General features: G+C 61.8%; 14 protein-coding genes. 11 read left to right on the forward strand and 3 right to left on the reverse strand.

The annotated features are described in order from the left end of the window. Positions 1–450: 450 nt before the first annotated feature. From bcsA to M1E12_RS16700, 5 genes are all read left to right on the forward strand, one after another. Positions 451–2,682: a UDP-forming cellulose synthase catalytic subunit gene (gene bcsA / locus M1E12_RS16680; RefSeq protein WP_113460497.1), complete on the forward strand. Its 2,232-nt coding sequence runs from the start codon at positions 451–453 to the stop codon at positions 2,680–2,682. Further along, the gene (locus M1E12_RS16685; protein WP_479562621.1) at positions 2,679–4,994 is read left to right on the forward strand and encodes a cellulose biosynthesis cyclic di-GMP-binding regulatory protein BcsB; all 2,316 of its coding nucleotides are present in this window, start codon (positions 2,679–2,681) and stop codon (positions 4,992–4,994) included. Before bcsA ends, M1E12_RS16685 begins: the two co-directional genes overlap by 4 nt. Continuing rightward, entirely contained in the window at positions 4,991–6,079 is a 1,089-nt protein-coding gene (locus M1E12_RS16690) for a family 8 glycosyl hydrolase (RefSeq protein ID WP_479562622.1), read from the forward strand. The genes M1E12_RS16685 and M1E12_RS16690 overlap by 4 nt, the downstream gene beginning before the upstream one ends. Beyond that, entirely contained in the window at positions 6,058–7,959 is a 1,902-nt protein-coding gene (locus M1E12_RS16695) for a hypothetical protein (RefSeq protein ID WP_479562623.1), read from the forward strand. The genes M1E12_RS16690 and M1E12_RS16695 overlap by 22 nt, the downstream gene beginning before the upstream one ends. 253 nt (positions 7,960–8,212) lie before the next feature. Beyond that, positions 8,213–9,013 (forward strand): creatininase family protein, encoded by an 801-nt coding sequence (locus tag M1E12_RS16700; RefSeq protein WP_479562624.1) that lies wholly within the window; start codon positions 8,213–8,215, stop codon positions 9,011–9,013. 6 nt (positions 9,014–9,019) lie between these two features. On the opposite strand, the gene M1E12_RS16705 is transcribed toward M1E12_RS16700, so the two are convergent. Continuing rightward, a complete protein-coding gene (locus M1E12_RS16705; protein WP_136542013.1) occupies positions 9,020–9,973 on the reverse strand; it encodes a LysR family transcriptional regulator in 954 nt (317 codons plus the stop codon). A gap of 178 nt (positions 9,974–10,151) precedes the next feature. Here M1E12_RS16705 and M1E12_RS16710 point away from each other — a divergent pair, with 178 nt between their 5' ends. The 6 genes from M1E12_RS16710 (at position 10,152) to M1E12_RS16735 (ending at position 16,821) form a co-directional block, all read left to right on the forward strand. Then, complete coding sequence (locus M1E12_RS16710; RefSeq protein ID WP_113460491.1) at positions 10,152–11,168, forward strand: ABC transporter substrate-binding protein; 1,017 nt, start codon at positions 10,152–10,154, stop codon at positions 11,166–11,168. A 240-nt stretch (positions 11,169–11,408) separates the two neighbouring features. Continuing rightward, entirely contained in the window at positions 11,409–12,239 is an 831-nt protein-coding gene (locus tag M1E12_RS16715) for an ABC transporter ATP-binding protein (protein ID WP_479562625.1), read from the forward strand. Next, positions 12,239–13,033 carry an ABC transporter permease gene (locus M1E12_RS16720; RefSeq protein WP_113460489.1) on the forward strand — a complete coding sequence of 265 codons (795 nt, stop codon included), beginning with the start codon at positions 12,239–12,241 and terminating at the stop codon, positions 13,031–13,033. Before M1E12_RS16715 ends, M1E12_RS16720 begins: the two co-directional genes overlap by 1 nt. Beyond that, a complete protein-coding gene (locus tag M1E12_RS16725) occupies positions 13,033–14,346 on the forward strand; it encodes a cytosine deaminase (protein ID WP_479562626.1) in 1,314 nt (437 codons plus the stop codon). Before M1E12_RS16720 ends, M1E12_RS16725 begins: the two co-directional genes overlap by 1 nt. A gap of 2 nt (positions 14,347–14,348) precedes the next feature. Next, entirely contained in the window at positions 14,349–15,761 is a 1,413-nt protein-coding gene (locus M1E12_RS16730) for an FAD-binding oxidoreductase (RefSeq protein ID WP_479562627.1), read from the forward strand. Positions 15,762–16,239: 478 nt separating this feature from the next. After that, on the forward strand, positions 16,240–16,821 hold the full coding sequence (locus M1E12_RS16735; RefSeq protein WP_479562628.1) for an NAD(P)H-dependent oxidoreductase: 582 nt from the start codon (positions 16,240–16,242) through the stop codon (positions 16,819–16,821). A gap of 15 nt (positions 16,822–16,836) precedes the next feature. Here the strand turns inward: M1E12_RS16735 and M1E12_RS16740 are convergent, their stop codons facing one another. Both M1E12_RS16740 and M1E12_RS16745 read right to left on the reverse strand, forming a co-directional pair. Continuing rightward, entirely contained in the window at positions 16,837–17,226 is a 390-nt protein-coding gene (locus M1E12_RS16740) for a RidA family protein (RefSeq protein ID WP_479562629.1), read from the reverse strand. Between the two features lie 90 nt (positions 17,227–17,316). Further along, positions 17,317–18,408, reverse strand: coding sequence for an ABC transporter ATP-binding protein (locus M1E12_RS16745; RefSeq protein WP_479562630.1), 1,092 nt, complete (start codon positions 18,406–18,408; stop codon positions 17,317–17,319). Positions 18,409–18,415: the final 7 nt, after the last annotated feature.

Below are 18,415 nucleotides of genomic sequence, written 5' to 3' on the forward strand. Positions count from 1 at the left end.
GTGTGCATTAACTGTTCACAAAACAGTCACAATGTCTCAGAATCGGAATAGACGAACTATGATTGCAATCAAAGCAGACAAGACAACCAAAGCATAACAGTGGAACAATACTAATGCGAATATGAACCCGGTTTATTGCAATCTAGTCTTAAAATCTCATCCATTTTTGGGTATAAATCCGGCCGATTTGACTAAAATTGTATGCTGCAGCGCAAAGATGCCGACAATCTCCAGAAGGATTCGGACAACGTGACGCTGCGGTCGGAACCAGGTCTTCACATTCCGCTCGATCCCCTCCTAACGTTAACCTGAGATTAACCTCACACGCCTTCTGCACAGGCTTGCTCCATCCCTCAACTACAATCGAGAGATGCATGCGCAACTGTTTGTCAGACATCCCAAGCGCAGTGTGGGGCAATCGACGAACGAACTCATGAGGAGTCCAAAGTCGTGCGAACTGTTTTTCGCTATGCTGCTTGGCTGGCCATCGTTGTGGCGATGTTCCTGCTCATTGCACAGCCTGTCGGCCATTCGGCCCGCTTCAACCTGTCGGTCATCGTCATCGCGATCCTGGCAGCCATCATGCTCTTGAAGCTCGACGGCTTCTGGCGCCACGTCTTTCTCGCACTCGCGAGCGTCGTCATCCTCCAATATGCCTACTGGAGAACGACAAGCACCTTGCCCCCCGTGGAGGACCTGTATTCCTTCATTCCCGGAATCATTCTCTACGCGGCAGAGATGTACTGCATCCTGATGCTCGGCATCAGTCTCTTCGTCGTCGCCGATCCGATCGAGCGCCCGCGCGCCCCCGAGCTGGAGGAGGATGAATGCCCGGAGGTGGATGTATTCATTCCGACCTACAACGAAGACCGCGAAATCCTGGCCCTGACCGTCGCGGCCGCCAAGGCGATGGATTATCCGTCCGACAAGTTCACCGTCTATCTTCTGGATGACGGCGGCACGGACCAGAAGCGCAACAGCGATGATCCGGTTGCGGCTGCCAAGGCCAAGGAGCGTGCCGCGATCCTCAAGGATCTCTGCAGCGATCTCGGCGCCGTCTATCTCACCCGTGCGGAAAACGTGCATGCCAAGGCCGGCAATCTGAATGCGGCCCTGTGGCGCACTCACGCCGATCTCGTGGTTGTTTTCGACGCCGATCATGCGCCCGAACGCAACTTCCTGCGGGAGACGGTCGGCTACTTCCTGGAAGACGAGCGCCTGTTCCTCGTTCAGACGCCGCACTTTTTCTCCAACCCCGATCCGATCGAGCGCAACCTCGGCACGTTCGGCCGCATGCCGTCTGAGAACGAGATGTTCTACGGAAAGATCCAGAAGGGCCTGGATCGCTGGAACGCATCCTTCTTCTGCGGCTCGGCTGCAGTTCTGCGCCGCGAGGCGCTCGAAGAAGTCGGCGGCTTCTCCGGTATTACCATCACGGAAGACTGCGAGACGGCTCTAGAACTTCACGCCCGCGGCTGGAACAGCCTTTACGTGGACAAGCCTCTGATCTCCGGCCTGCAGCCGGAAACATTTGCCAGCTTCGTCGGCCAGCGTTCCCGCTGGTGCCAGGGCATGGTCCAGATCCTGATGCTGAAGAACCCGCTGTTCAAGCGCGGCCTCTCGTTCCCGCAGCGCCTCAGCTACATCTCGAGCTCGCTCTTCTGGTTCTTCCCCTTCGTACGTTCCGTCTTCTTCGTCGCGCCGCTCCTCTTCATTCTTTTCGACATGAAGATCTTCGTCGCATCCTTTGAGGACTTCTTCGCCTATACGGTCATGTATCTGATCGTCGGCGAAATGGTGCGCACCTATCTCTATGGCAGCGTGCGCTGGCCCTGGATCTCCGAACTCTACGAGTATGTTCAGTCGGTCTATCTCTTCCAGGCCATCATCAGCGTGCTGATGAAGCCGAAGAGCCCGACATTCAAGGTGACCGCCAAGGGCGTATCCCTGAAGCACGATAGCCTGTCGGAACTGTCGCTGCCCTATTTCATCATCTTCGGCATCCTCAGCTTCACACTCTTCGTGGCGGCTTATCGCTACAACACCGAGCCTGAGATCTCGAGCCTGCTGCTGATCGTCGGCGCCTGGAACTGGATGAACCTTATGATCGCCGGCTGCGCGCTTGGCGTTGTCACCGAGCGTAGCCAGGATCTCGCCGGCGTGGAACTGCCGCTGCGGACCAATGTCGAACTCCAGTTTGGCGAAACCGTCTTGCGCGGTGCCGTCATCGAGGCTTCAGCTCAGGGCGCCAAGCTCATCCCGGCTCAGGGCTCGTCGCGCAATCTCCGCAAGGGGGAATATGGTCGGCTTCAGTTGCTCAGCGTTTCCTCCAACCTGCTGGTGACCTCGCTGCCAGTCAGCATTGCCGGCGCCACCCCGGGCGAAGACGGAGCGATTAGCCTGCGTTTCGATCCGGAGCCGCATCACTTCCCGATCATCGCGGAACTGCTGATGAACGACATGTCTGTCGTGCGTGAACAGCGCGCCCTGCGCCAGCGCCCGAAGAGCATAATCGCAGGCAGCTTCCGGATCCTGCGCTGGGCCATCACCTGCCCGCTCGCCGCCATCGGCGTCGCGCTGGGCGGCAAGCCGGAAGACAAGATCGAGCCGCAAAGACTGAAACCCCTTGCCGGCGCGGCAATCGCCGCCGCCCCGGTGCGTCACAGGGAGGCAGGCGAATGATCAGACACCATCTCTCTCTGCTCGCCGTCGCGGGCCTGCTTATCGCGGCTTCCCCGTCGCTTGCAGCAACTTCGGGGGGTTTTGTTCTTGCTCCTCAGGCCACGCCGCAAGCCGAGACCAAGGAATACTTCCAGGATGTAAACCAGATCCGTCGCCTGATCGCGGACAAGAAGGATCTGTTCTTTCCCGGCGAGACGGCCAATCGGGAATACCCCTTCGTCGTCCTGCCTTCCGAAATGACGGGCTCTGCAAAGCTCATCCTGACGCTGCAGACGGCGATCTCGGTTGCCCCTGAGCGCTCGGCCATGCGCATATTCGTCAACGACCGCGATATCGGCACGGTCAACCTGAAATCCGGGGATGCCCATCAGGTCGAGCTCGAACTCCCCAAGGGTCTGCTCCAGCCCGGCTACAATGCCGTGACGGTGCTGCTCGATCAGTCGCACCGCGTCGATTGCTCGGTCGAGGCCACCTATGAGCTTTGGACGCAGATCGATCCCGGGCGTAGCGGTTTTGTCTTCACACGCAATGCAATTGACGATCCCAGCGACGTATCCACCCTGCTCGCCTACAGCCGTGACGTGAACGGACACGCTGCGATCAACGGGCTGATAACCCGTGGCGCAGCCGGCGAGGATATCGACCGGACCTTTGCCGTCGTGCAGGCGCTCTCGATTCTTGGCCATTTCGACCGGCCTGTCGTCACTGTCGGCAATGAAGTCGGTTCCGGCCCCGGCATCGATCTTGTCGTCGGAACCTTCGGGACCGTCCGGGACCTTATCGGCGTTACCCCGCAGCAGTCCGGCGTCGAATTCGACATCGACTCTGCCAGCGGTCGAAGCCGCATGATCGTCGCGGCCCGCACGGCTGACGAACTGGCATCGACCATTCGCGAGTTCACACTGCGCGCCCAGACCGAACTCACGGACGGCTCGCCGCAGGGGCGTCGTGCGCTTGGCAATCGCAGAGGTCGGCTCCTGGCATCCGGCAGTGAGAACTCGCTCGCCGAACTCGGGCTGGTCTCCCGCCCCTTTGCCGGCCGTCACTTCCAGCAGTCGATCGCGTTCAGTCTTCCGGCCGACTTTTATCCGGGTGACTATGGAGCCGCCAATCTGAAGCTGAATGCCGAATATGCAGCGGGTCTTTCGCCAAGCGCCCAGATGGTGGTGCGTGCAAACGGCGATACCGTGGCCAATATCCGTCTCGGCGAAGGCCGCTCGGGCCGCATCGAGGGACAGGTCCTGCCGATCCCGCTCGCCAAGCTGAGACCGGGCTACAACGTCATCGAGTTCGAAGCGCAACTGTCAACGGCAGCCGATGCCGTCTGCGATCCCGCAACGCTCAGCAACCCGACGGCTCGTTTCTTCATCAAGGGAGACAGCACCCTCAATATCCCGGCTTTCGCCCAGATCGGCCACGCACCGGACCTCGCCGTCGTCTCTGCCGGCAAGGCACGTTTCGGCGGCGGAGATGGCGCGACCCCGCTTTATGTCGAAGGCATGGATGAAACCATGCTGGGGGCCGCTGGCAGCTTCCTCGCCAAGATGGCCTATGCATCGCGTGAAGTCAGCCCCGTCTCCGTCACCTCGGGCTGGCCTCTGGACAGACAAGGTCCGCTGCTCGCCTTCGGGACCTTTTCCGGCTTCTCCGGCCAGTTGAAGTCCGATCTGGGCATCGACCTCAATCCTATCGCGACCGACGCAGCGCTCTCGCTCGACCAGAACCAGGCGCAAGCGGCACCCACCGAGGAGGCCGCCCCGGCCTTGTCCATCGACGGCGTGGCCGCTGCACCTGAAAATGCAAGGCCGACATCGGTCGTCGCACGTCTGAGGGAGGGTGTGGACAATATCCTCGAGGGCATCAAGGTACGGGTACGGATCCAGGCGGCCGAGCTCGGGCTGGTCGATGATCCAACTGTGCTGACAGAGGAGGCCGGCTACCAGGTTTCGGCCGAGGCCGACATGCTGGTCGCACAGCGCCTGGTCAACGACCGCGATGTCTGGACCGTTGTGGCCGTGCGCGAGCCGGCTGTTCTGGGTGAAAGCATGCGAAGCCTTGCCCAGGCCGACGTCTGGGGCGGGCTCTCGGGCTCGGTCAACACCCTCACACGGGAAGGCGTGGTGATCGATCGCAAACTCGCCGCTCACGAGCGCCTGTACGAGACCGAGCCCCTCAGCCTGCAAAACGGCCGCCTGATCGTGGCCGGCTGGTTCTCGAACAACGCCCGCGAATTCACCATCGCGCAGATCCTGGTGGCGATCCTGCTCGGCGCATCGACCTATCTCGTTCTCCGGCAGGGACGCAAACCGTGACGCTACGTCTTCGCATCGCGTCATTGGCTCTCGGTTACGCCCTTGTTACGGGCGCCGCCACAAGCGCGCTTTCCCAACCGCAGGAGAATGTGGCCGCCGACATCGCAGCCGGTGCCTGGCTCGTCTACCAGCACAACTTCGTCACCGACGACGGACGCGTCGTCGACAACAGGGCCGGCGGCATCAGCCACAGCGAAAGCCAGGGTTACGGCATGCTGATGGCAGAGGCCGCCGATGATCGGACCAGCTTCGACAAGATATGGGCCTGGACCCGCGCAAATCTCTTCGTTCGCGAGGATGGTTTGGCGGCCTGGCGCTGGGATCCGGCCCAAATCCCGCCGATCACCGACCGCAACAACGCGACCGATGGTGATCTTCTCATCGCCTGGGCCCTCATACGCGGCGGACACCGCTGGAGCGATCCGGCTCTCCAGCGCGAGGCGCGTCGCATCTCCCTGGCAATCGCCGAGAGAGCGATCATCGAAACGCGGCACGGCCTCGTCCTGCTGCCCGGCGTTCAGGGCTTCGGGCCCAACGAGCAATCGGACGGCCCGGTGGTCAACATGTCCTACTGGATCTTCCCGGCCCTGATGGACCTGGGACGACTGTCGGACCGCTTTCCCGCCAGAGACCTGATGAACAGCGGCCTCACGCTGGTGCGAGACTCCCGGTTCGGTCCCGCTCGACTGCCGGCGGACTGGCTGTCCCTCTCAGGTCAGGTCCCGCAGCCCGCCATCGGCTACCCCTCGCAATTCGGCTACGACGCGATCCGGGTGCCGCTCTATCTGGCTTGGTATTCCCGCGACTATCCCGACATTCTCGAGATCTTCGCCACCCACTGGAAACAGTTCGGCAAGGCCTCGATGTCGGTCGTGGAACTTGCCACCGCCACCCGCCTCTCTCCCATGCCCGACCCCGGCTATCAGGCCGTGGCGGCCCTCGTCGAATGCAGCCTCGGACGACGTCCCGACGTCGCTCTGCTGTCTGACTTCAGCTCCCAAGACTACTACCCCTCCACGCTCCATGTGCTGAGCCTCATGGCAATCGCTGAAAGGTACCCCACATGTTTGACCGACTTCCCTTAAAGACCGCACTTCTGGTCGGCGCTTGCCTGATAATCCCGATCAGCAAGGCAACCGGCGACAACGGAACCGGCTATCCCGTATTGGGTGCCGTCCTTCCCGGCGGCGTCGCTGTGTCGAACGTCGCCGCGCCCGCGGTTGCACCACCGGTCATGCCGACCTTCCAACCGGTATCCGCACCGGTCGTTGCGCCGACAATGCCCGCCGTTGCCCCGGCACCGGTGGCAGTCCAGCCGATCCTGCCGGCCACGCCGGCTCCTGCCCAGGTCGTGTTGCCAGCGCAGATGCCGACCGCCGTGACCCCAGCCGCGGTACCGCCCGCTGCCACGGTGATCCGCGACGTCGCTCCTGGCGAAAATCCATTCGGCCCGACGGCAACGGCAACGACACCAGCGCCGGCCCGTCAACCTGCGGCTGCAGCAACCACGCTTCAGCCCGCGACGACCGCCGCCCCTGCCGACATCGAGGCTCAGATCGCAAAGCTCAGCCAGCAGGCGGAACAGCCGGCAGCGGCCACGAGACCCGAAGTCGATGAAACAGCGTTGCGTTATTATGCCCAGACGCGGGACTTGAAGCGGCTCGGTGCGGAATTGCGCCGCTTGAAGACGCTCTACCCCGATTGGGATGCTCCCGAAGATCTGTTCGACGCTCCGACCAATGTTTCCGAGCAGCCGCTCTGGGACATCTTCGGCAGCGGCGACTACGTGCGTGTCCGGACCGAGATCGCGAAGCTCCAGAGCGACAACCCCAACTGGAAACCGAGCCAGGAACTGCTCGACAAGCTCGCTCTGGCAGAGACGCGCAAGTTGATGGAGCGCTCTTACGCCCAGCGCAACTGGGCACAGGTGATCACTCTCGCGGAGGCGACGCCGCAGATGATGGTCTGCGCTGAAATGAACACCATGTGGATCACGGCAGAATCGCTGGCGCAGTCGCGCGACTTCGCCCGCGCATTCGATCTCTACAAGTACATCGTCACGACCTGCGAAGACCCGAACGAGCGTCTGTCGACCGTGCAAAAGGCGAGCCTCCTTCTGCCGGAGGCCGGCACCCGCTCGCTGGTCGCCCTCGGCAACATATTGCCGGATGGAACGGGCGAATTCGACAATGTCTCCTTCGACCTCGTCCGCCGCAAAATGGGCCTGGTTGCGCAGGGCAACAGCCCGGCAAGCGCACTCACGATGGATGAACTGCAGCGTTTCAGCGACTTCGTTCAGCGATCCTTCTCCGCCGACGATGCCGAACTGTTTGGCTGGTTCTACTATGGCCAGCAGAGCTGGGAGGCATCCTATCACTGGTTCGTCAGCGCGACCCGGATGACGAGCAGCGTGAAGAGCATCGAAGGCGTCATCCTGACCCTGCGCAACCTGCAGCATCGAGACGAAGCGCTTGCTCTGGCCCGGCAATATGCGACCCAGACGCCGGAACTTAAGAAGATCTACATCGAGCTGGTCTCTGCCGGTCTGACGGATCAGGAAACGCCGCTTGCTGTGGATGAGAAGGAGCTCAAGACCTTCGAGACTTACGTCTTCGAACAGAAGTCGGCTCTCGGTGCGCAAGCGCTTGGCTGGCACCGTCTGGAGAACAAGAACTCCAAGGATGCCGCGCGCCTCTTCGAGCAATCCATCGAATGGGAGCCCACGGAAGGCGGCGTGGTCGGCCTTGCAGTGCTTGCCTCGCGCGCCAAGAATTGGGGGCGTGTTGCCGCCATCAAGAAGCAGTATGGCGAAGAATTCGCGGCGCTCGAGGACGTGAAGGTTTACCGCCCCAAGGTCATTGCGAGGAAGCCCACGCCAAAGCCCAAGGAGAAGCCGAACCTGCTCACCTGGCTCCTGCAGAAGGACAAGCGCGACGAAAAGAAGGGGCGCGTCGAAGTCGAATAAGACATCGTCCACGCACACCAGCAGCGATCGACACCGGAAGCCCTCTTCCGGTGTCGTTTTTCGTTCGGCCCTCCATTCGCAGATCAACCGGCCAGCACAGCGTCTGTCGGTGAGAGACGGAAAATTTCAGCGCCTGCTGCACGTTGAGCAAGCGCACGCATTAAGGCATCACCCTGTGCGGAATATGATGCTTTTCCGGCCCCGGGCTTTTGCCTTATCGAACGCATGAACAACGATGCGAGGGGATGCGATCATGGCCAGACCATTCTTCTGGAACGAATTGACGACGACAGACTTCGCAGACCTTTCTCCGGAGACGACCATTGCCGTTCTGCCGATCGCGTCGACCGAGCAGCACGGTCCGCATCTGCCGATTGCCACCGATGTCGCCATTGCCAACGGCATGCTGGCGGAGCTGAAGGTCCAGCGTCCTAACGACCTCGATTTCCTCGTTCTGCCGACCCAAGAGATCGGCAAGGCCAATGAACACGTCTATGGTCCTGGCAGCCTTTCCTTCGGACCGGAGATCCTGATCCCCGCCTGGACGGCGATCGGCACAAAGGTCGCCGAAGCCGGCATCCGCAAGCTGGTCATCGTCAACTCCCATGGCGGCAATGTCGATGTCATGAGCATCGTTGCCCGCGAGCTGCGCGTCCGCCACCAGATGGTCGTCGTCTCCACCCAGTGGGGCCGCTTCGGGAACCCTGATGGCATGATCTCGGAGCATGAAAGCCGCTACGGCATCCATGGCGGCGAGGTCGAGACCTCGCTGATGCTGCACTTCCGCCCGGAGCTTGTGCGCATGGACAAGGCAGAGAATTTCGTCTCGAAGGCCGAGGAGATGCGGGCCAATTCGAAATATCTGACGCCGCTGCCGCCGCATTCGCTCGCCTGGATCGCCCATGACCTGAACCCGCATGGGGTCGTCGGCGATGCCTCCAAGGGCACGGCGGAGAAGGGAGCGGCCATCTGCAAGCATCAGGTGGCCGGCTTCATCGAACTGCTGCGCGACGTCGCCGCCTATCCGCTCTCCAACCTCTATACGCCGAACTGAGACTGCTCAGGCCTGTCCGCGAATGGCCTCGGGAATATGCCCGCGGGCTTTCAGATCATCGACCAGCGCCAGCAATTCCTGCATCAGATATTCCACGAAGAGGCTGGTGGCGGAATCGAGCGGCGCCCGGGCGCGGGCGAAGAGCTTCATCGGCTGGTGGCGGATATGCGCCTCGGTCAGGGGCCGGAAGATCAGCTCGCCCCGCCGACACTCGGCCACCGCATCGAGCGGATTGAGCATGGTGAGCCCGGTTCCGGCTTTCACGAGCTGCTTCATCAGTTCCGACGAATTGGTTTCGACCACCGGCTCGACCAGCAGCGGCAGCGGCGCGAGCGCCAGATCGATGATGTTGCGCAGGCTGGTGCCGGATTGCGCGAGGATCAGCGGCTCCTGCACCACCTCGACCAGATCGACCGGCCCCTCATCCCGTGCCAGCCGGTGCCCCGGCGGCAGCACGACGCCGACGGGTACGTCGAAATTTGCGAGCGTTCGGATCCCGGGGGTCGCCGGAATGTTGAAGCCGAGGCCGAGATCGACTTCCCCGGTCAGCACCGGATTGATCGTCGTCGAGCCGCCGTCGTTGCGCAGCTTGATCTGCATGCGGGGATGCTCCGCGACGAAGCCCGCCAGGATCGCCGGAAGCGGGCCGGAGGCAAGCCCCACGGTCGTAACCAGCGAGACCTTGCCCGCCTGCGGGGTCTTCAGACCGCGGATCCGCCCTTCCAGCCGCTCATAATTTTTCAGCACATCTCTGATATGCTCGACGCACAGTTCCCCGGCCGCCGTCAGGCGTAGCCCCTTTGGCAGGCGCTCGAAGATCGGCGCACCCAGCTCCTCCTCCAGCGCGAGGATCTGCCGATTGACGGCGGAGGATGCCACGTTCAATCGCGCGGCTGCCTTGCGGATCGAGCCGCAGCGGACGATTTCATTGATGTAGACGAGCTTTCTGGAATGCAGCACGGGACCTCCGCTGCGCAAAAATTAGTCATGCCGCATCACTATGCATCAATCCTGAGAGCAGTGCAAAAAAAGCATCAATGCGGACGAATTTTGATGCTTTTCAAGACGCATGCGTCCCGATCAAATGACCAAAAAGGGGAACCCGAAACGGGTCCTGCAACGAACAGGGGAACGATCAATGCGCGACATGCTTACCAAGACCAGCCTCCTCGCCCTGATGGGTCTGGCGGCTTCGCTGGCCTCGACGTCTTCGGCGCTTGCTCTCGACGAGGTGACCTACGGCACCAACTGGCTGGCCCAGGCCGAACATGGCGGCTTCTACCAGGCCGTCGCAGACGGCACCTATGAAAAATATGGGCTGAAGGTCACCGTCGTCCAGGGTGGCCCGCAGGCGGCGAACCGCGCCCTGCTCATCGCCGGCAAGGTCGACTTCTACATGGGAAGCCCGCTCGGTGAGATGGATGCCGTCAAGGAAGGCATCCCGCTGATCGACGTCGCCGCGATCTTCCAGAAGGACCCGCAGGTGCTGCTCGCCCACCCCGACCAGGGTATCGAGACCTTTGCCGATCTCGCGAAGCTCGATAGCATCTTCATGGGCAAGGACGGCTATGTCACCTATTACGAGTGGATGAAGAAGAATTTCGAAGGCTTCACCGACGAAAAGTACAAGCCCTACACTTTCAACCCGGCCCCCTTCATCGCCGACCCGAAGTCCGCCCAGCAAGGCTACCTGACCTCCGAGCCCTATGAAATCGAAAAGCAGGCCGGCTGGGCTCCGAAGGTCTTCCTCCTCGCCGACAATGGCTACAATCCCTACTCGACGATGATCACCACCACGACGACCATGGTCGAGAGCAAGCCGGACGTGGTCCAGCGCTTTGTCGATGCCTCGATCGAGGGCTGGTACAACTACCTCTACGGCGACAACAAGGCTGCCAACGACCTCATCAAGAAGGACAATCCGGAAATGACGGATGGTCAGATCGAGTATTCGATCGCCAAGATGAAGGAATACGGCATCGTCGAATCCGCCGAAGCGATGGACAAGGGCATCGGCTGCATGACCGACGAAAAGTACAAGGCCTTCTTCGACGCCATGGTCCAAATCGGCGTCCAGCCGGCCGACCTCGATTTCAAGAAGGCCTACACCACCCAGTTCGTCTGCAAGGGTGTTGGCCTGGCACTGAAGAAGTAATCCCCACCTCCCCCTTGAGGGGGGAGGTCGCAGCGAAGCTGCGGGTGGGGGTGATCGGCCGTCTCCCGCTGATATCACCCCACCCCGGCACTGCGTGCCGACCCTCCCCCTCAAGGGGAGGGTAGACGCCCACCACGATCCGATCTCCCCCTTGAGGGGGAGATGTCCGGCAGGACAGAGGTGGGTACCCCGCCTCGCAACGCCACCCTGCCGCAACACCTGAATGCAACGCGAGACAGAATGACCAGTTCGCCAGCCACGGAAGACCCCATCACCGCCCCTCCCCCAGAACAGCGCCGGGCGCTGGTGGTGATGAAGTACGTGTCCAAGGTCTTCTCCAGCGGCACGGTTGCCCTGACCGGCATGTCGCTGACCGTCAACGGTGGCGAATTCGTCTCGCTGCTCGGCCCCTCCGGCTGCGGCAAGTCGACGGCGCTCCGTATCATCGCCGGCCTGGGTGACACGACGACCGGCACCATCGATTGGCCGAGCTCCCGCATCAATGCCAAGGGCCTGCCCGAAGGCGATATCTCCTTCGTCTTCCAGGAGCCGACGCTGATGCCCTGGGCGACCGTCTTCGGCAACGTCTATCTGCCGCTAAAACTGCGTGGCGTCTCGAAACATGCAGCCTATGACGACATCATGGCCGCCCTGACCCGCGTTGGCCTCAAGGATTTCGTCGACGCCTATCCGCGCGAGCTCTCCGGCGGCATGAAGATGCGCGTCTCGATCGCCCGCGCTCTGGTGACCAAGCCGAAACTGCTCTTGATGGACGAGCCCTTCGCTGCCCTCGACGAGATCACCCGCCAGAAGCTGAACGACGACGTGCTGCGTCTCTGGAAGGAGACCGGCATCACCGTCATCTTCGTCACCCATTCCGTCTTCGAGAGCGCCTATCTTTCCAACCGCATCGTCGTCATGAAGGCGCGCCCCGGCCGCGTCCACGCCGATTTCCCGCTGATCACGAGCCTGGAGCGAGATGCCTTCTACCGGACGTCGGAGCAATATCGCCAGGCCTGCGAAACCGTCTCGAAGACGCTGCTCGAAGCGATCGGCGGAGAGGAGCACTGATGACCGCGCCAGCCGAAACCCTCGCCAAGATCCTCGTGCCCATTCTCGTCGTCTGTCTGCTGATCGTCATCTGGCAGGTCGGCGTCTGGGTCTCGGGCGTTCCGCAATACATCCTGCCGGGCCCAATTGCCGTGGCCGGCGCCCTCGTCAAGGACTGGGGCACGCTCTCGCCCGCGCTTTGGGTGACCACGCAGATTACCATGATGTCGCTGGCGCTTGCGCTGATCGGCGGCGTTGGCATCGCGGTCTTCCTCGTGCAGTCGAAGTGGATCGAAGTCGCCTTCTATCCGATCACCGTCATCCTGCAGGTGACGCCGATCGTGGCAATCGCGCCGCTGATCCTGATCTACGCCCCCTCGACGCAGGTCGCGCTCTTGATCTGCGCCTTCCTCGTCGCCTTCTTCCCGATACTCTCGAACATGGTGCAGGGCCTGAAGAGTGTCGATCACAACCTCCTGAACCTCTTCGACCTCTACGGCGCCTCGCGCTGGCAGACGCTGCTTTACCTGAAGCTCCCGGCCTCCCTGCCCTATTTCATGACGGGCTTGCGCATCGGCGGCGGCCTCGCACTGATTGCCGCGGTGGTCGCGGAATTTGCCGCTGGTTCCGCGGGCGCCGGCTCAGGCCTTGCTTTCCGCCTGCTTGAGGCCCAGTTCCGTCTGAACATTCCGCGCCTCTTCGCCGCCCTCTTTCTGCTCTCCTGCCTCGGCGTGGTGATCTTCGCCATCACCTCCTTCATCTCCTGGCTGGCGCTGCATCGCTGGCATGAGAGCAGCCTGAAACGAGAAAACTGATGTCGACTGCCATTGCCACCCTGCCTGCCGCCAAGCGCTTCGTCCTCGCCAATGCAACGCTGCCCGAGATCTGCGTCGATGGTGTCGATGCCCCCGCCTGCGAAGGCCTGATCAGCGCCGACATCATCGTCGCCGACGGCAAGGTCGAGGCGATCCTGAAACCCGGCGAGGCGCCATCGGGCCTGCCCTCGACGGATCTCCGCAACGGCATGGTCTGGCCGACCTTCGTCGACATGCACACCCATCTCGACAAGGGCCATATCTGGGACCGCAGGCCGAACCCCTCGGGCGATTTCATGGGCGCGCTCGAAGCCGTGAAAACCGATCGCGAGGCCCGCTGGTCGGCGGAAGACGTAAAAGCCCGCATGGAATTCTCATTGCGCACGGCTTATGCCCACGGCACGAGCCTCATCCGCACCCACCTCGATAGCCTGGCGCCCCAGCACCGCATCTCGTTTGAAGTTTTCTCAGAAGTCCGCGATTCCTGGGCCGGCAAGGTCGACCTGCAGGCCGCAGCCCTTTTCCCCTTCGACCAGATCACCGACGAGACCTTTTTCAAGGATCTGGTCGAGGTCATCGTCGCCCACAAGGGCCTGCTCGGTGGCGTCACCTACCTGATGTCTGGGCTTGATGAGAAGCTCGACATCCTCTTTCGCACGGCAAGCGAGAAGGGCGTCGACATCGACCTGCATGTCGACGAGACACAGGACAAGGAAACCCTCACGCTGAAGACCATCGCGGAAGCCAAGCTCCGCAATGGCTTCGAGAGCGCAGTCACCGTCGGCCATTGCTGTTCGCTCGCTCGCCAGGACGACGATCTGGCCAAGCAGACGATCGATCTGGTGGCTGAGGCCGGCCTCTCGGTCGTCTCGCTGCCGATGTGCAACATGTATCTGCAGGACCGTCACCCGGGCCGCACGCCCCGCCAGCGCGGCGTGACCCTCTTCCATGAGCTCACAGCAGCCGGCGTCCAGACCGCCGTCTCCTCCGACAACACCCGCGATCCCTTCTATGCCTATGGCGATCTCGACCCCGTCGAAGTCTTCCGCGAGGCTGTCCGCATCATCCATCTCGACCATCCGCTGGATACCGCAGCAAGGGTCGTCACCCGCACCCCGGCCGACATCCTGAAACGCCCCGATCATGGCCGCATCGCCGTCGGCGGTCGCGCCGATCTCGTCCTCTTCAGCGCTCGCCGCTGGAGCGAATTTCTCTCCCGTCCGCAGGCAGACCGCATCGTGATGCGGAATGGCATGGGCATCGACCGCAGCCTGCCGGATTACCGCGAACTTGACCCGTTGCTTGGAGTTTAGACATGGCCGACTACGCCAAAATCAAGGAAGAGCTGGCAGGCATCGCCGTCGAGGACAATCCGGCGCTCGTCAAGCAGAAGAGCCGTGACTTCTACTGGTATTCGCCGATCCTGAAGGAAGAACTCGACAATGTCGTCGGCGATCTCGTTGTCTCCCCGACGACGGAAGAAGAGGTGATCCGGGTTCTCAAAGTCGCCTACGCCCATGGCGTTCCCGTCACCCCGCGCGGCGGCGGCACCGGCAATTACGGCCAGGCCATGCCGCTCTCGGGCGGCATAGTCTTGAACCTCATCAACATGAACAAGGTGAAGGAGATCCTGCCCGGTCGGGTCATCTGCGAACCCGGCATCATCATCTCCGAGCTCGACAAGCAGACCAAGGCCCATTCCGGCCAGGAATTGCGCTTCCACCCCTCGACGGCCCAGACCGCCTCGATCGCAGGCTTCATCGCCGGCGGATCCGGCGGCGTCGGCTCGATCACCTGGGGCGGCCTGCGTGACCTCGGCAATATCCTGCGGCTCCGCGTCGTCACCATGGAAGCCGAGCCCCGCGTGCTCGAACTTTCCGCCTGGGACCTGCAGAAGGTCTCCCACGCCTATGGCACCAACGGCATCATCACCGAAGTCGAGATGCCGCTGGCACCGGCTTACGACTGGGTGGACGTCATCGTCGGCTACGATGAGTTCATGGACGCGGTGAAATTCGCCGATGCACTCTCCCACAAGAACGGCATCCTCCTGAAAGAAGTCGCCCCGATCGCTGCCCCGATCCCGTTCGACTACTTCACCCGCCACAAGCCCTGGCTGAAGGAAGGTCAGTCAGTCGTGGTGCTGATGGTGGCACCGCATTCGATGGAGCCATTCCTGGCGCTTGCGGAGCGGATGAAGGGCGATGTGCGCTTCCGCTCCGACACCGTCGACAGCATGAAGGGCATCCCGCATGCCTATGAGCTGACCTGGAACCACACGACGCTGCGGGCACTGAAGCTCGACACCAACATCACCTATCTGCAGGTCCAGTATCCCGGCCCCGATCATGTCGAGAAGGTCCGCGTCATGACCGAGCTCTTCCCCGACGAGGTGATCGGCCATCTCGAATTCATCAAGTTCGACGGCCAGATCCAGTGCGCCGGGCTGCCGCTGGTGCGCTACACCACCAAGGAGCGGCTGGAAGAGATCATCCGCATCCACGAGGAAAATGGCTGCCCGATCTTCAACCCGCACCGCTACACGCTGGAAGAAGGCGGCATGAAGCAGACCGACCAGGTCCAGCTCGCCTTCAAGAAGGAAACCGACCCGAAGGGCTTGTTGAACCCCGGCAAGATGATCGCCTGGGAGAACCCCGACTTCGATTTCTCGGCAGGGAAGAATTACCTGTTTCCGGGGCTGGAGGTGTTTGCGGAGGCTGGAGAATAGCGGCTCGACGGTTTGCCTTGGTGCTCTTGATACCCCCCTCTGCCCTGCCGGGCATCTCCCCCACACGGGGGGAGAGCGGGATACGGCCGACGCCTTGCACAAACGCCACCGTTGAAGATGCGGCTACGGTATTTAGACATGACAAACTTGGAGCAGGATTTCGTCATTCGCAACGATTGAGGGAATGAAGCCGGCGCGCCCATCCACTCTCCCCCCGTGTGGGGGAGATGTCCGGCAGGACAGAGGGGGGTACCCCGTGCGCAACGACAAACAACAACAAGGAACTACCCTACCGCCACCACCACCATTCCGAAGGTACTCCCGGCCGGACATGTTTGGCCCATGCGAAACACGACATGGCATCCCCCACCCCTCGACATCAGGCGGCGAAGGACGGGCATGCTGGGACAAACGGCGCGGAAGTTTTGAATTGAACCCCAACTGCGAAAGCGGCGGGCAACGACTTGGAGCTTTTGACATGCGCGTACTCGTCCTCCACTCCCACCCCCTCGATGAAAGCTTCGGCCGTGCGCTCTACAAGCTGACCTGCGAAAGCCTGGAAAAGGCCGGGCACGAAGTCGATGGCTGCAATCTCTACGAGGAAGGCTTCGATCCGGTCCTCTCGGCCCACGATCGCCGCGTCTATCACGACATTCCCGACAATCTGACGCTGGTGAAACCCTATGTCGACCGCCTGCTGAAGGCAGAAGCGCTGGTGATTGTAACCCCCGTCTGGAATTTCGGTTTTCCTGCCATGCTCAAGGGCTATTTCGACCGGGTCTGGCTACCCGGTGTGTCGTTTGATCTAGTAGACGGCAAGCTGACGCCCACGCTCCGCCACATCAGAAAGCTCGCCGCCGTCATGACCTATGGCGCGACCCCGATCCGCGCCTTCCTTGCCGGCAATCCGCCGAAAAAGATCGTCAAGCGGGTCATCCGTGCCCAGATCAAGATCGGCGCACCGGTCAAATATCTCGCCCATTACGACATGAACAATTGCACGGAAGAAACCCGTGCCGCCTTCATGGCCAAGGTGCGCCGCGAGATGGAAAATTTCTGAGAGAAAGGCTGGCGGTCAGACCACCTTGGCCGCCGTCACCTCGACTTCGACCAAAAACTCCGGCCGCGTGAAGCCACCCACCACCAGCAGCGTCGAGACCGGTTTCGGATCGAGCGTATAGCGATCGCGCACCGCCATATAGTCCGGAAAATCCTCCCGCCGCGTCACGAAGCCGGAGATCCGGATCACATCCGCGAAAGTCATGTCCGCCTCTTCGAGAATGGCCTTGATCGCCTCGAAGCACAATTCGGCCTGGCCCGTGACATCGGCTGGGATCGTGTCGTCAGGCCGGATACCCAGCTGACCTGACGTCACCAGCAGGCTGGCGCCCGGCGGCACCAGCAGACCGTGATTGTAGTGCCCGAAAGGACGGCGGACGGAGGGGGGATTGAAGACCTTTTTCATGGGCTTGAGCCTAGCGCGGCGGGCCGGTGCACGAAAGCGTAAAGCGCGCTTTCGCGTGGCTTTCTTGGCTCAGACAGTCGGCTCTTTTATCTAGCGAATACGCCGCCCCGACGCGTCGAAGAGAAAACTCGTCTTCGCCGATAGCCCGACGGTGATTTCATCGCCCAGCCGACCGCCCTGACGACGCTCTTCCTGCTCGATGATGATCTGCTCCCCGGGCACCGTATGCGCATAGACATAGCTCGTATTGCCGAGATGCTCGACGACATCGACATGCACCGTCAGCTGCGCATCGCCACTGCCCACTGGTAGAAAATGCTCCGGCCGCACCCCGACCGTCACGGCATCGCCGATCTTCGGCGGGCTCGCGCAGGAAACAGTCAGCTGCGTCTCCGGCCGCGCCGTAAGCGCCACCGTGACCTGTCCGCCACCGGACAGCCCGATGACCGATGCGGGCAGGAAGTTCATCCGTGGTGAGCCAATGAAGCCGGCAACGAACATATTGTCGGGATCGTCGTAGAGTGCCAGCGGCGCCCCGACCTGCTCGACAATGCCGCCGCGCAGGACGACGATCTTGTCGGCCAGCGTCATCGCCTCGACCTGGTCATGCGTGACATAGACGATGGTGGCATTGAGCTCCTTGTGCAGCCGGGCGATTTCGACGCGCATATGGACGCGCAGCTCAGCGTCGAGGTTGGAGAGCGGCTCGTCGAACAGGAAAACGTCAGGCTGCCGCACAATGGCACGGCCGATGGCAACACGCTGGCGCTGCCCACCGGACAGAGCTTTCGGTTTGCGGTCCATCAGCGCGTCGAGTTCCAGGATCTTCGCGGCCGCATTAACGCGCCACTGGATCTCGTCCTTCGCCATGCCCGCAAAGCGCAGCGCAAAGCCCATGTTCTCGCGCACCGTCATATGCGGGTAGAGCGCGTAGGTCTGGAACACCATGGCAATGCCGCGTTTGGACGGGTCGACATCGTTCATCACGGTGCCGCCGATGGTCAGCTCACCGGAGGAGATATCCTCCAGCCCCGCGATCATCCGGAGCAAGGTGGACTTGCCGCAGCCGGAGGGACCGACGAAAACAACGAATTCCCCTGAGGAAACCTCGAGGTTCACCCCCTTGATGACCTCGAGCGAGCCGTAGGACTTGCGGATATCGGTGAGCCGGACCTCTGCCATTTAAGCC

The organism is Rhizobium sp. K33, assembly GCF_056501445.1.

What these genes read in the sequence shown, in the direction of transcription:
- M1E12_RS16730 (WP_479562627.1), top strand. Translation starts at nt 14,349, where the DNA reads ATGGCCGACTACGCCAAAATCAAGGAAGAGCTGGCAGGCATCGCCGTC.
- M1E12_RS16735 (WP_479562628.1), top strand. Translation starts at nt 16,240, where the DNA reads ATGCGCGTACTCGTCCTCCACTCCCACCCCCTCGATGAAAGCTTCGGC.
- M1E12_RS16685 (WP_479562621.1), top strand. Translation starts at nt 2,679, where the DNA reads ATGATCAGACACCATCTCTCTCTGCTCGCCGTCGCGGGCCTGCTTATC.
- M1E12_RS16720 (WP_113460489.1), top strand. Translation starts at nt 12,239, where the DNA reads ATGACCGCGCCAGCCGAAACCCTCGCCAAGATCCTCGTGCCCATTCTC.
- M1E12_RS16695 (WP_479562623.1), top strand. Translation starts at nt 6,058, where the DNA reads ATGTTTGACCGACTTCCCTTAAAGACCGCACTTCTGGTCGGCGCTTGC.
- M1E12_RS16725 (WP_479562626.1), top strand. Translation starts at nt 13,033, where the DNA reads ATGTCGACTGCCATTGCCACCCTGCCTGCCGCCAAGCGCTTCGTCCTC.
- M1E12_RS16740 (WP_479562629.1), bottom strand. Translation starts at nt 17,226, where the DNA reads ATGAAAAAGGTCTTCAATCCCCCCTCCGTCCGCCGTCCTTTCGGGCAC.
- M1E12_RS16715 (WP_479562625.1), top strand. Translation starts at nt 11,409, where the DNA reads ATGACCAGTTCGCCAGCCACGGAAGACCCCATCACCGCCCCTCCCCCA.
- M1E12_RS16710 (WP_113460491.1), top strand. Translation starts at nt 10,152, where the DNA reads ATGCGCGACATGCTTACCAAGACCAGCCTCCTCGCCCTGATGGGTCTG.
- M1E12_RS16700 (WP_479562624.1), top strand. Translation starts at nt 8,213, where the DNA reads ATGGCCAGACCATTCTTCTGGAACGAATTGACGACGACAGACTTCGCA.
- M1E12_RS16745 (WP_479562630.1), bottom strand. Translation starts at nt 18,408, where the DNA reads ATGGCAGAGGTCCGGCTCACCGATATCCGCAAGTCCTACGGCTCGCTC.